This is a genomic window from Bacteroides faecis, assembly GCF_020091505.1.
Taxonomy (GTDB): Bacteria; Bacteroidota; Bacteroidia; order Bacteroidales; family Bacteroidaceae; genus Bacteroides; species Bacteroides faecis.
Map to the genome: position 1 here is coordinate 5,063,047 of NZ_CP081916.1, position 13,832 is coordinate 5,076,878.

The 13,832-nt window shown below is 41.1% G+C and carries 9 protein-coding genes; all 9 read right to left on the bottom strand.

Annotation, left to right across the window (positions count from 1 at the left end; translation table 11 throughout):
* Nucleotide 1 precedes the first annotated feature (1 nt).
* Nucleotides 2-1,465, bottom strand: coding sequence for a hypothetical protein (locus tag K6V30_RS19925; protein ID WP_055268951.1), 1,464 nt, complete (start codon nucleotides 1,463-1,465; stop codon nucleotides 2-4).
* Nucleotides 1,458-2,558: a polysaccharide pyruvyl transferase family protein gene (locus tag K6V30_RS19930; protein ID WP_055268952.1), complete on the bottom strand. Its 1,101-nt coding sequence runs from the start codon at nucleotides 2,556-2,558 to the stop codon at nucleotides 1,458-1,460. The genes K6V30_RS19925 and K6V30_RS19930 overlap by 8 nt, the downstream gene beginning before the upstream one ends.
* A gap of 136 nt (nucleotides 2,559-2,694) precedes the next feature.
* Nucleotides 2,695-3,804 carry a Coenzyme F420 hydrogenase/dehydrogenase, beta subunit C-terminal domain gene (locus tag K6V30_RS19935; RefSeq protein ID WP_055268953.1) on the bottom strand — a complete coding sequence of 370 codons (1,110 nt, stop codon included), beginning with the start codon at nucleotides 3,802-3,804 and terminating at the stop codon, nucleotides 2,695-2,697.
* 74 nt (nucleotides 3,805-3,878) lie between these two features.
* The gene (locus K6V30_RS19940) at nucleotides 3,879-5,414 is read right to left on the bottom strand and encodes an oligosaccharide flippase family protein (RefSeq protein ID WP_070101304.1); all 1,536 of its coding nucleotides are present in this window, start codon (nucleotides 5,412-5,414) and stop codon (nucleotides 3,879-3,881) included.
* A 773-nt stretch (nucleotides 5,415-6,187) separates the two neighbouring features.
* Nucleotides 6,188-7,366, bottom strand: coding sequence for a non-hydrolyzing UDP-N-acetylglucosamine 2-epimerase (wecB, locus tag K6V30_RS19945; RefSeq protein WP_055268954.1), 1,179 nt, complete (start codon nucleotides 7,364-7,366; stop codon nucleotides 6,188-6,190).
* Nucleotides 7,367-7,882: 516 nt separating this feature from the next.
* On the bottom strand, nucleotides 7,883-9,826 hold the full coding sequence (locus tag K6V30_RS19950; RefSeq protein WP_055268955.1) for a polysaccharide biosynthesis protein: 1,944 nt from the start codon (nucleotides 9,824-9,826) through the stop codon (nucleotides 7,883-7,885).
* A gap of 46 nt (nucleotides 9,827-9,872) precedes the next feature.
* Entirely contained in the window at nucleotides 9,873-11,009 is a 1,137-nt protein-coding gene (locus K6V30_RS19955) for a chain-length determining protein (RefSeq protein ID WP_055268956.1), read from the bottom strand.
* 12 nt (nucleotides 11,010-11,021) lie between these two features.
* Nucleotides 11,022-13,433: an SLBB domain-containing protein gene (locus tag K6V30_RS19960; protein WP_055268957.1), complete on the bottom strand. Its 2,412-nt coding sequence runs from the start codon at nucleotides 13,431-13,433 to the stop codon at nucleotides 11,022-11,024.
* 17 nt (nucleotides 13,434-13,450) lie between these two features.
* Nucleotides 13,451-13,819, bottom strand: coding sequence for a UpxZ family transcription anti-terminator antagonist (locus tag K6V30_RS19965; RefSeq protein WP_022302369.1), 369 nt, complete (start codon nucleotides 13,817-13,819; stop codon nucleotides 13,451-13,453).
* Between the last annotated feature and the right edge of the window lie 13 nt (nucleotides 13,820-13,832).

The following is a 13,832-nucleotide window of genomic DNA, read 5'->3' on the forward strand; positions in this document are numbered from 1 at the left end:
ATTAATTGTTCACGTTAGAATATTTCTTTATATCATACTCTGCAGCATATAATGCGAAAGTAGCTGCAAGAAATAGTGATGTATTGAAATAGAAACTATACAAGAATAGAAAATATCCTGCAAAGCATAATGGAGAATACTTGATGTTTTTCAAGTACATAAAACCTTTTTTGAGAAGCATATATGTTCCAATTAGGCCATTAAACAGCAGAGTGTTCGGAAGAAACGAGTGGGCAGTTCCATATCTTCCTGAATTGATAATCTCAAGAGGGAAACCACCAATTGAGACATCTACATTGCGGAATAACCCAGTACTATCAGTATAGACTCCACCAAAGCCATGACCGAATATCAAACCTAGAGGGTCTCTTATACCATTATCCAGAATATTCAACACCTCTGCAACTCGTATATAGGGTGAATCGGAAATATCCGTAAGAGTGAATCCTGTTGAACCGATTGTAAACAAGGCTTCCAGCAAAGAAATCAACTCCATAACTTTGTTTCCTGCAAGACTCTGACCACCTTCGATAGATAAGAAGAAGCTTACGATCGCAGATCCTCCTACAATGATAAATATAGGGAATATAATTCTTAAATACTTGGTGTACTTGAGAATTGAATTTGGAACAAAATATGTAAAATAGATTAATACCAAGAAACATATCAAAAGAGACAAGAAAAAACCTCCTCGTCCTGCTATGACAAGACAAACGATGTATAATGTGAGCGATACCATGTATGCTACCTTGTACTTAACATCAGTAAACAGAATTAATATCAGGATAGCCCCCATAATAAACTCCTCGTTAAACACCAAGGCATCGAACACAGAATATGATACTCGAATATTAAGTAAAAAATATGATATGAATGAAACAATCGGAGCCGTCAGCAATAATGACATAGCTGCATTCTTGCATTTATGCAGATAATTGTCATCGTAATTACGTGAGAAAATATCAACGTATAAATAACCTACAAATATGTAAATGAATGCTGTGATGAAGTCATTGAGTCGATAATTAAAGATAAGAAGGCCCAGAACACCGATACCTGTACCATAGATCAAAAAAAATGACATCAGTTTTCGGACCCCCCACAACAGCGAATCTTTGGGCGCTTGAATGGTCTTTTTCCTATTTGCGAGCCACAACATGCCGAGCAATATATACGACAGCGTGAGCGGACCAATCAGTTTAATTTCTGGATATGAGAATAATTGTGCGTCAGATGATGCGGATGTCGCATCACATCCCGTCAAACAAAAAATCACATGAAAGATCAATGCAGAAGGATAATCTTTCCTTATCATCAAAGACATCACTACTACAACTTCAATTGCCGTAATCATAATATTTAATGGCGATTCCAGTAAATAGAAATTCCCTAATTCGATTAAGATTAAAAGAATTAACCGAGTATAGAATTTGTTATCATCAAATATATGAATTAAACTACTCATTTAGGACCTTGTTAAAAAGTGAAAGAGAATCAGTCCTCTTACCAATAAGCATCTTGTTAATATTGTAAAAATCAATTTGATTTGTAGGTAGGGTATCATCAACAATTCTATCTGAGATACAGAATGTATTTAATAACGTAGTGATTCTGCTTATACCTCTATATGGATTTTTTAATACACAGAATTGTCTATTGAATAATATAGAAAAAACAGAAGCATGGAAAGAATCTGTTACTATAAAATCTGCATCTCTGAACCCTTTAAGTATATCATATATTGAAGGATAAGGGGTTACTTTCTTTCCCTTCTTATATGATAAAATATTTACTACAGGAAGATCTAACTGTTTGCTAAGTTTAGCAACAAATTCTGTAGATTTATTAGTTTCGTCGAGAATGTATGTGATGATATATTTATCAGGATATTTTTTTGTTGATTTATCCGCTAAACTTGAATATTGTTTATCATCAACCAACATGGTCGGATCTAATACTTGTACTGCATCAACACCAAAATTCTCTCGGCAGATGGTCACACCTTCTTTTTCTCGTACTGATACAAATGAGAAATCACGTATCAATCTCTTACATTTGTTTATCAGTGATTTGGGGTAGTCAATCTTCGAAACTCCAAACGAAGCAGCATAAGAAATTTTCTTTGCAGGATGCTTGACAAAATCAAAATAATAGGTCGGAATATTGAGCGAAAACTCCTCACGCCAAACTTGATCGCTGCCTACAATGAATGCTTCAAAGCAACGATGATCATATCTCTCAAGTTCTTTAATACTTGAAAAATACGGGGTTAATGCAATATTATCAAATACAAACTGGTTTGTGTATGTGTCAATAATCTCGTAATCTTCATTTGTTGGCCAATGAGGAATTACAGGACCATTATACTTTCTAATTAGTTTAAGCAAGCAATTCTTAATTACCTGTTTTGCCTTATTTATACGTTTTTCCTCAACAACCTTAGTGTAGTATGTATAAGGTTCATGTCCCAACTGTTTGATGACATACTGCATTGCATAGGCTTGCATTATGAAGCCAAAATTGGAATGAAATCTTAATGTTAATACACCGACCTTCATTGTTTGTTAATATTATTCACACAACTCATTTTTTACATGAACATTCTTTACTATTATTTCCATCTAGTCTCCTTATTTCTAAAGCATATCGAAATGATTCTGGGATCATCAAGGATGACATCTAATAATTTGAATTCTAGTTGAATGACTTCTTTACCTTCACTACACGATCTAACATATTATATATCAACAAGGTACAATCATATACTATTTTATATAATCGTTGTTTAGATGTGGGTCTAGTACACTCGTTTATCAGCTCTATCATATTCTCATTATCCAATCTTGCAAAAAACTCATCGCGTTTCGAGGGTTCTTTTGGCGAAAGATAGCAAGCTGGATTGAGTGATTTAATGCGTTTAAAATTTGTTTCCGCAGAAATAACCTGTTTTTTATCTAAAGTATCTATTCCGTTATCGGTGTTGAGGAGTATTAGACTGGTACCTTTGTCATCATCCATCTCAGGATAGATATTGTGGACTCCCCAAAAGTCGGCAATGGTAATGTCGCTCTGACTGCTGCATCCCTTAGCTTTGCATTCGTAACAAGAAGGACGAAGAATTATATCACGTAAGAATGCCTTCATATAGTGATTTTGCTTATATGGTGAAAGCATTGATGCTGTCTTGTCACCTTCGTTGAATCTAAGGTTAAAACTGAAGTCCTTCCATCCCTTGTCTTTATTGCGGAACTCTACGCTACTGATACTTTTTACTTCTTTGACAACTTCATCGAGATACATACCCCATACCTTTGGGCTTGGTGTACCATGGCAGATAAAATCAACCGTCAAGAGGTTATCATATGGCTTGCGAAGGTACTTGTGAAGACCAGCAACCTGACAAGGGGTTCCAGAAAAAAGTACCATACGACTATCTGTGAGGAAACGCTTCACATCTTTATATGCATTCTCCATGCGGGCCTGCACATATTTGGAGCCCATGAAGGCTTCTACCTCTTTCATATCCTCAGCATAATCTATTACCACCTGCCAATTCTCATCAAAGCGAGCACCAAAGACGACACCATCTTCTTTGATGATCTTTTCTGCAAGGATGTAGAAGATGCCTCCAGAGGAACTCTTGAGTCGAATCTCCTCGTTCTTGTTGATAGCTGCAAGTACTTTGAGAGGTTCTCGTTTTTCGTATGGTTGCAGTTCATTGCACACCTTTTCACAGAGGGCACAGTCTATACAGGTATCCATATCGACCTGAGGATAAAGAAACCCTTCATTATCTGCAACCATCTGAATGCATCGTTTAGGACAAATGGATGCACAGGCACTACAGCCACAACAATTATGTTTATCAATTACATTAATCATTTTGAAAATATTCGCAGAATAGGTTTAACAATGAGATTCTTTTCCTCCTCATTCATACTAAACATATAATATAATGGAGCGTATATACATACATATACTGCAACAGTTAATAATAATGATGTCCAGGTGTTTACAAATGGGGCAAACCTCAATATTACAGAGAATATGCCGACAATAAGTATTGGTACTATATCCATCTTTAGTATTTCCTTCCAGAATTTCGGTATATCTAAAGATTGTTTATTTTTATAGTATATATTCATAATCACCCCCTGTCCAACAAATAAAGCGCCTGCGATTGCTAAAGCACAACCGGTTCCTCCCCAACTCTTCGCCAAAATAATTTGAATAACCAAAGCGACAACTGCAATACAGATGTATAGTAAACTTCTAAATTTCATTTCATTTCGAGCCTGAAGAATGGTAATACCAAGATTCTGAATCAGAGGAATATAGAGAGCAACAAAAAAAGCAACTGTCATATAATATGCATCAGAATAATCTTCGCCTGCCCACAATTCAATAAATCTTTTGCCAAATACAATAAATCCAAACAGCATAAAGCTCATTATGATGTTTTGAATTCTTCCTGTACGTATGAATAGGCTGGAGATTTCTTCTTTATCGTTTCTCTGAGAGACCATACTAGTAACCTTTGGAAGGAAAACAGAAGATATGGCAGTAGAGAATTGCATGTACATGCTTTCCATCTGTATGGCTACGGCAAATACTGCTACAGCTGCAGTTCCTGATATAGCCCCTAGTACGAATTGACCAGTATTCCAGTATATCTGGTTCATTACAACGTCCAATAGAATCCAAAATGAATAAATGGCAACTTCTTTAAGCAAGGATAGTTTGAGATTCGAAAATAGAATTTGAATTCTCAATTTCTTTTTACAATAGATAAAATTGATGATTAATGTAAAAACATTGAATATTGTTTGAATAACAACCAATGCTATTGCCTTATAACCCATTGATAGCAATACTATCATTACTCCGGTATTCAACAAGATTCTGACTATGTTTATGACCTTGGGAAATGTAAATCGTTCATAAGCGGTAATAATAGAACCAAATATACTCATTGGAAATGTGAAAGCAAGGTTAAATACAAGAATAAGTATCATAACTCTTGCTTTCAATAGCTCTGCCAAAGACATTGTCTCGGCGAATAAACAATCAACATTAAAGTAGAGAACTGTACCTATTGACAAAGCAATTATACCTATCACAACATATAAAAGAAAGAACATGCCGAACATCTCATATTGCTCAGTAATTTTTCCTTCTGCCCGAAATTTTGCTGTATATCTTACAATTGCATTTCCTATACCGAAATCTAAAACTGTAAGGTATGCAATTACAGAAGCAACAAGTGCATATAGCCCATACTCATTCTGCCCCATCATGCGAAGCATATATGGGGTGTATAGTAATGTGACAAGTATATTCAGAACAATTACAATATAATTGAGAATTGCTCCTGCTTTCAACTGGTTGATTGATCCTATTTGTTTATTTTGCATTTTTCAAAAGTGAATAATCAACAAAACTCATATATCACATATGGCACAAACTCTTAATCACTTACTCTATTTCCTCTCTGTTCTCTCAATATCCTCCTCAACAAACGGATTGCCGCTCTGAACCTCAATGAAGGTGAGCCTTGTGAACACCCTAATAGAGTGAAAGTCTCTACAGGAATGATGGCTGTATCACCAGTCTTCACTCTCTCCGCATTGTCATCAAGCACAAAGATCCTTTCACCTTCTACAAAAATCTAGCCCTCAGAACGATGGTAATGAGTCTGATGAAAGATATTCTTACCAGGGTTTAGGGTGATGCTTTTAGCGAACGAATGCTGCCCTCCTTCATAGTGGAGTCATCAAGCACACAATAAGAGCCCCATCCCCCCTCCTCGTACATTGGACGCGGATAAGGTTCTCAACTGTCTTCTTGATCTCCTTCGAATGACTTTTGCAACACACAAGGATGCCATCAGGACAAGTAGCTACAGCCACATTATTCAAGTCATCAACATAGATGGGGGGTACTGGAGTCGTTGATAACGTGAGTGTTCTCGTAATAAGCACCTATTACAACATTGCTAATGATAGAACAATGGAATTCATCGGCAAGAGTGTTCCATGTGTCAAGGTCTTTCCATTAGTCGGTGAAAGGTACTATAGCAACGGACCGAGCCTTTTCTGCTATTTCATAGTCGAAACTTCACTTAAACGAAATCTATTTCAGGAGTGTTTCATATACGACTTTTTCGGATGCTAACAACTCACGTTATTTACTTTACCTCATAACGGTCAGTCTCCTTACCAGCGAGCACATCGGCTATGCGACGGCAAGCCTGTCCGTCGCCATAAGGATTGACTGCATGAGACATCTTCTCATAGGCGACTGCATCCTCGAGAAGGGTACTGACTTCATTGACGATCTTATCGTAATCAGTACCGACAAGGTCGACAGTACCAAAAACGAGAGCTTCAGGACGCTCGGTGGTGTCGCGCATCACAAGAACGGGCTTACCAAGCGCTGGTGCTTCTTCCTGAATGCCACCAGAGTCGGTGAGAACAATATTAGCCTTACTCATGAGGTGCACAAACTCGAGGTACTGGAGGGGTTCGATGAAGAAGAAATTTGGACGGGTGAGGTCTCCACCAAACACTTCGTGGATAGGTTCGCGCACGTTAGGATTAAGGTGCATTGGATAGACGAAATCAACATCTGTGTACTTCTCGGAGAGGTCCTTCATGGCAGTCACCATACGGATAAAGCCGCTGCCAAAGTTCTCACGACGGTGACCGGTAATGAGAACAAGCTTCTTACCATTTAAGAGGCGAGTGACATCGTAACCTGCTTCGAGCAGCACTTTGTTCTGTTCCTCAGTAAGGGTGACATCAGTCTTGAGCTTATCGACTACCATATGAAGGGCATCGATGACGGTATTGCCGGTGACGTAAATGTTGCCATGGACTTTTTCGTCCTGGAGGTTCTTCTCTGAGAGTGGGGTTGGCGAGAAGTTGTAGATAGCGATACGATCGGTAATCTGACGATTCATCTCCTCTGGCCATGGGCTGTAAATGTTGTGGGTACGGAGACCTGCCTCAACGTGACCTACAGGGAGCTGCTCATAGAAGGCAGCAAGAGCTGCAGCGGTAGAGGTAGTAGTGTCGCCGTGTACAAGGACTACATCAGTACGACACTTCTTAAGCACATCACGCATACCATAAAGGACTCGGGAAGTGACGTCAGTAAGATCCTGCCCCTTCTGCATGATATTGAGGTCGTAATCGGGCTTCACTTCGAAGATTCGGAGCACTTGGTCGAGCATCTCCCGGTGCTGACCAGTGATGCATACAATGGTTTCAAACTCGTCTGGACGCTTCTGGAGCTCCTTGACCAGCGGGCACATCTTAATGGCCTCTGGACGAGTTCCGAAGACTAACATTACTTTCTTTGTCATATTAAGTAGTCACTTTAGACCCCGTAACAGGACTAAAGCATTTGCTTTTGTAATTATTTATAAATTATTTATATATTATAGCCAATCAATATTTTTTAGTGACAGCCTACCGATAGCTAAGATTCTTTATGAGATATGTGCAATCCATTATTTATACAAAGAACTGGATTCGCACACCCTTATCGCTATTTCTGTCAAGCGGTAGAACTACAAGAGGGCTGTTCACAAGGCATACCGTCAACCTTGACCTCGACTATTTTATTATGAGTATCCTTATACCATTTTGAAAGATATTATAGGGTACTTTATTCTTCATACAAAAATATTGTAGAAACTCTCCACGAGACAATACCACGGTTTGATATTAAAAGTAAAAACTCTCTAAATCTTCACTACTATACATAATATCGTTATTTTGTTTGCAACAAATGTAGAACTTTTAACTCATAACCCTAAATTGAGTGCTTACTTTTCTATGATCTTAGTCCGTTTAAGAAAAAAGTAAAATTGATGGATTTATTTTTCAAACGAAGAGTCCTCATTATCCAAGACTTCAAATCGTGAATTCTTAGAAATAAACTCCGGAACTATCTTTTTCATCAGAGCGACAGTGTCCATGATCCTGACATTTCGGACTAAAGCCTCAAAATCAGAGTAAGAATCCAACACGTCATCATACTCATAACGACGGACCTTAGCAATCTTGATCTTCTTATTAGAAGTAGGAAGAGTATTCTCCTCAGTACTCAAAAGCTCCTCATAAAGTTTCTCCCCAGGACGAAGACCTGTAAACTCTACCTTGATGTCCTCATCCAGACGGTAACCGGCCAACTCAATCATACGGGTAGCTAGATCCACGATCCTTACAGGCTCACCCATCTCGAAAACAAAGATCTCGTTCCCCTCTCCCATCATGCCAGCCTCCATCACCAAACGACAAGCTTCCGGAATGGTCATAAAGTAACGGATGATGTCAGGATGGGTAACAGTGACAGGACCACCATTCTCTATCTGCTCTTTAAAGCGGGGAATAACAGAACCATTACTGCCTAAAACATTACCGAAACGGGTGGTGATGAATTTTGTCTTACCCTTTACTTTTCTTTCTTTTATTGCTGTACCCAAACTCTGAACATAGATCTCAGCCAGACGCTTAGAGGCTCCCATTACATTCGTGGGGTTAACCGCTTTATCCGTAGAGATCATAATCATCTTCTCTGCTTCATATTCCACCGCCATATCGGCAACCTGACGGGAACCTATTACATTGACATAGACCGCTTCACAAGGATTCTCTTCCATCAAAGGGACATGTTTATAAGCAGCAGCATGGAATACGATTTGAGGATGATACAGTTCAAAGACCATACGGAGACGTTGAATAACACGAACGTCACCGATAACCGGTACGAAGTCTATCCCAGGATATTTCTTCTCGAACTCCAAACGGACGTTATGAAGAGGACTCTCGGCAGAATCAAATAATATTAGTTTACGGACACCGATCTGGGCTAGTTGCCGGCAAAGCTCACTGCCAATACTACCGGCAGCTCCAGTAACAAGAATGGTCTTATTGCAATATTCCGCTGCAATTTCAGCCATGTTGATCTTAATCTCCTCACGTCCCAAAAGGTCCTCAATACGGATAGGACGGACAAACTGATGGAAAAGACCATCGACGTCCGCCTCGCTGATTGAGGGGGCGATCAGAGTCTTCACACCAATGCTCTTACAATATTCAAGAAGACGGTTCTCTTCCTCCTTGATGGAATCATAGCGGGAAAAAAGAACAGCCTGTATACGGTGCTTCTGAATCAACGTCCTAAAACCGGACTTGTCCGAGAATGAATAAACACGAGAATCGGCAAGAATACGGCGACTATGATCAGGACTGTAAATACAAAAACCGACTATCTTGTAATGCGAACTGTTGCGCAGACGCGTCTTCAAGGCAACGCTCTTGTCATCGGTACCATAGATCAACACACGAGTGTCCGTCTTACGGACCATACCGATCAGAGAATCATAAGTAACGATGACTATGACTCTAAAACCGATCAAAGCGATCAGAGTGAACATACCGTCGGAGATGACAAATACCAGATTCTGGCTGCCGAATAAGCGGTCTCCGTTTAATATAAAAAACACATAGACGGCAAGACAGCATGTTTTGAACAGAACACTACAGGTGATCCGCCAAAGATCCTTGATCTCGGAATAACGGATGGTGTTGCGATAGGTGTTGAAAAGCAAATCACCAATTATGCTTGACAGCAAAGATACAGCGGTGACCTGTAACAACTGAAAAATATTCCAGCCGATGCCCACAATGTAATAAATGCCGATAAAGGCAGACAGAGTACACAAACCGGAGATCAGTGTATCCACCCCGAGAATAAGCCAACAATTAAAAAAATTACGGCTGGTGTATTGCAAAAATCTTTCCAATGATTTCTTCATGATCGTATTCTATATTCTCCCTTTTTTAAAACTTCTATACGACGTATTACACAAATTCACGCCTCAGCTTGTCCCAAAACTCTTCCCCAAAGAGTTTCCAACCGATGACTGTCGCCACAGACAGAAAGACAAAGACGATCACATACATCTTTCTGCTCGTACCGGAAGATTGTTGAGGTACAACCGCAGGTTCTACTACCGCAAATACGGGTTTCTCTTCCTGAACTTTTGCTTGGGCTACTTGAAACTGGTTGGCAACCTGACTGTAAACCTGATAAGCCAAACTCATGTCGTTCTGCAAACGCTCCTGCTCGGCACGAACACTCAGAAGAATCAGGTTGTCATGGGTATCCACATACTCAGCATACTTCTTCTGAGCCGCGTAATACTCCTCCCGGCGTTCCTTGAACAGCTTCTCCAAATAAGCGCAATCCTCCTTTGCTTTAAAAGTACGATAACCTGTGATGTATTCCTGTAACTTATGGACAACGGAATCGGCTACGACAGCGGCAACTTTGGGATCTTGTAAAGTGACGGAAACATTGGTTATGGCAGTCTTCTTATCCATCACAGCTGTTATGTTCTTCTTTAAAGAAGTGATTTTTTCATCCTCTTCTTTAGTAAGTTCAATAGTACCGAACTTATTGTTTCTCAAACCGTCGGACTCATCTTCATCTGCGAACAACGCCCTTACCCCGCTTATTGCCATACCTGGAAGTCCCATAACGTAACTCCACCAAGGAGAAGACTGGCTATCCAAATAAGATCCTAAATCAATCTTTTCACTTTCTTCACCACCGCTAGGTACGCTCATAGACAAAAGCTCCAGCAGAAAAGGAGTGGAAGAGACAATCTCAGGTGAAAGGGAAGCATTTAGAGCATCCACCCCATCACCACTCATACCTGTCCCAGCTCCTAAGAAGGAGGCAGCCATTGATGCAAGACCGCTATTGCCTTTGGAATGGCCCATTTCAGGAGACAAAGTTACCTCAACCGTATATTTCTTTGGAATACTCAAAGCCACAATGATACCAATGACCAAACCTATGCCGACAGCCTTATATAAGGTCTTACGAATAGCGATGATTTTTCTTAGAATATCCATCAGGTCAATTTCCATCTCATCAGCCTTCGGTTCGTTGGATACGGATGAGAGGTCTTTTGCTAGTTTCTGTTCTGTCATGATAGATATCTGTTATTTTTTTATCAAATTGGCAATAGAAGCAATCATCATCCCCAAAGAACTGAAGGAAGTAGCATAACCCAGTATGTTCCCAATATTCGCCTTCTTCTTAGCCTTACTAGGCACAATAATCTCACAACCCGGTTCAATCTGTTTCTTACCACTACCCTTCACCTTCGTCACCTGACCATTCATGTAAACGATGAACTTCTTACTCTTCTTCGCATTATCTGAATAACCACCGGCCTGATTCAAATAGTAGTCCACATCTTTTCCCTGTATATAAGAAACCGTATTCGGAACCATGACAGCACCATTGATAGTTACGGTATTATTATTCTTAGGAACAGAGATCACATCACCTTCACGCAAAACAAGATCGGCATTACCTTTAGGGTTACTCAAGGCCTTCTCCAAATCAATCCCAACCGTAAAGGTATCTTCAACGCGGATACCCAAAGAATCAATCATGGCCTCACCCAACTGTCTCTGCATTAAGCGGACGACATCGCTCATACGTTTCTTCTCACTGGCATTAGCCACACGAGTCAGCTTTGCACCACGCAGGTAAGCGTAACTGGTCGGACCACCGGCTTTATTCACCAGATCAGAAAGACGTTCCTCACGGCTGGTCATGGCGTAATTTCCTCCGAAAAGGATTTCACCCTCAATGGCGACGTTCTGCTGTGCCTGATAACCGGGACTGCGACGGACATATACCTGATCATAAGGCTGAAGGATAAAACCGGGCTGGCCGTCTATTACGAAGCCATCCTTCAAAGAGAAGCTGTACATCTGGCCGATCGTATCATTATCCGCAGTACTGCGGGGATTCTTGATTCGTCTCGAGACATCAATCCGGACAGTAGAGGCAGCTTCGCGCAGACCACCGGCCTGAATGATCAGATCCTCAAGAGTCATGTTATCCGCATAGGGATATGAATCGGGGTGCGCGACCTCACCATGAACTGTGACATTGCCCCGATCCTCCAAATCATGGATACTTGGGATGTAGAGGATGTCATTCTTCATCAAGGCAAGATTCGGGGAAGTACCGTCCATAATAGACCTGATATCTACGGGAACAACTTCACTGGTCAGGTCTTCACGCTGCCGATATAGGACGGCACGATTCAGGAAAGCGTCACCGGTCAGACCCTGAGCCTCATTGACTAATTCGCGGATGGTATTCAGTTTGCCGCTGAGCTGGTAGATGCCGGGACGGTACACCGCACCACGGATTTCCAATTTATTTGTGAAGCGGTTAAGGATGGCTTCGGCGGTTACGACATCACCGTTACGCATTTTGTAGATACTGTAATCCATGTCCTTGACCGTGTTGACTTCGTATTCCTCACCATTCTGACGGACAACACGCAATGAACGCGTGTAGGCATCGGCATCGAAGCCACCGGCATAGGTGATAAGGGTAGACAGCGACTCCCCCTTTTTCATTTCGAAACGCATAGGACGTTTTACCTTGCCGCTGATCTTTACCAATACATCATAAGCAGGAACAATCACGACATCACCTTCCTGCAGGCGGATGTCGTCCTGCGTATTGCCTTTCATGATGAATTCGTAGACGTCAATGGTGGCGATGTTCTTTCCGTTTCGTACCAGCTGCACATTCCGGAGGCTACCGATATCACTCACGCCGCCTGCGCGGTAAAGCGCATGGAAGACCGTAGAGAAGGAAGACAAGGCGTAGGTACCCGGCTGCACTACTTCTCCCATCACATTGATCTGGATGGTACGGATATTACCAAGTGTCAGACGGATGTCCGAAGTGGGGTCGGTAGTATTGTTTAAACCGTTATATATCTTATTCAATGCCGCTTTCAGATAGTCATTGGCGGCAGAGACCGTCATACCGCTGAGGTTGACAGGACCGATCTTCGAAATATTGATGGTACCTTCCGGAGAGATCTGCTGGCGGATGGTGTTCTGACTGGCACCCCAGATATCAATGATTACTTCATCACCGGGACCTAGACGGTAATTGGAGGGAGTAGCCAGATTGACACTGGGTTCAAATGTCAGGTTGCGGGTATTGAAGATGTTGCGTCCGAAGACCTGATCACCACGGGCAAGGTCCTGAGTGGTGGGATGGTCCTCCAGCATGTCGGAAGTATTTTCCTTTGTTTCTTCACGCAGGCGAGATTCGTTGATGTCCGTGCCCGTTGATTTCGAGGTATTTACATTGTTCTGCTGCTCGTACAGCTGCTTCACACGCATTGCCTGTTCCTTGGTTACACCCTTACGGGCCAGTTCGGAAGCGAGCTGCTTCTGTTCCTTACCTTGCCGGATACCGTCCTTTACATATTCCAGTACTTGTGAGTCACTCATGGACTGAGCCATAAGCGAGCCACTTCCCAGCATCAAACAAAAGAGTAGAATGCTAAAAAGTTTTTGCATTTTCATTGACAAATAAAAAAGTTTCAGTTGATTTCGCACAGCTCCTGCATCTCGTGACAAACGGCAGATAACTGTTGCTTAAGAAGAGAAGGGGGAAGAACATCGAGAAGAGACAGAGAACGGGTCAAAACAGCCTGTTTTCTTTCTTCGTCTTCCGGATTGGCGTACATCGACACATTATATCCCATTAGGATTGCCAAACACAGGGTAGCATCCTGCTCCGGTGTCTTCCCCCGTTGGGAATATAGATCTATGATTTTTTCGTGAATTGCTTGATGTAATTCTGAAAGGTCATCAGCGTATATATACCCATTTTCATCGCTGATATGAAGTAGACGATCCGACAGCTTTTGCAGATCATCTATGTTTTCTTGCAGTAAAAAATTCACCATACCCCTTTTGTTC

What these genes read in the sequence shown, in the direction of transcription:
- K6V30_RS19965 (WP_022302369.1), bottom strand. Translation starts at nt 13,819, where the DNA reads ATGGTGAATTTTTTACTGCAAGAAAACATAGATGATCTGCAAAAGCTG.
- K6V30_RS19935 (WP_055268953.1), bottom strand. Translation starts at nt 3,804, where the DNA reads ATGGTTGCAGATAATGAAGGGTTTCTTTATCCTCAGGTCGATATGGAT.
- K6V30_RS19925 (WP_055268951.1), bottom strand. Translation starts at nt 1,465, where the DNA reads ATGAGTAGTTTAATTCATATATTTGATGATAACAAATTCTATACTCGG.
- K6V30_RS19930 (WP_055268952.1), bottom strand. Translation starts at nt 2,558, where the DNA reads ATGAAGGTCGGTGTATTAACATTAAGATTTCATTCCAATTTTGGCTTC.
- K6V30_RS19950 (WP_055268955.1), bottom strand. Translation starts at nt 9,826, where the DNA reads ATGAAGAAATCATTGGAAAGATTTTTGCAATACACCAGCCGTAATTTT.
- K6V30_RS19955 (WP_055268956.1), bottom strand. Translation starts at nt 11,009, where the DNA reads ATGACAGAACAGAAACTAGCAAAAGACCTCTCATCCGTATCCAACGAA.
- K6V30_RS19960 (WP_055268957.1), bottom strand. Translation starts at nt 13,433, where the DNA reads ATGAAAATGCAAAAACTTTTTAGCATTCTACTCTTTTGTTTGATGCTG.
- wecB (WP_055268954.1), bottom strand. Translation starts at nt 7,366, where the DNA reads ATGACAAAGAAAGTAATGTTAGTCTTCGGAACTCGTCCAGAGGCCATT.
- K6V30_RS19940 (WP_070101304.1), bottom strand. Translation starts at nt 5,414, where the DNA reads ATGCAAAATAAACAAATAGGATCAATCAACCAGTTGAAAGCAGGAGCA.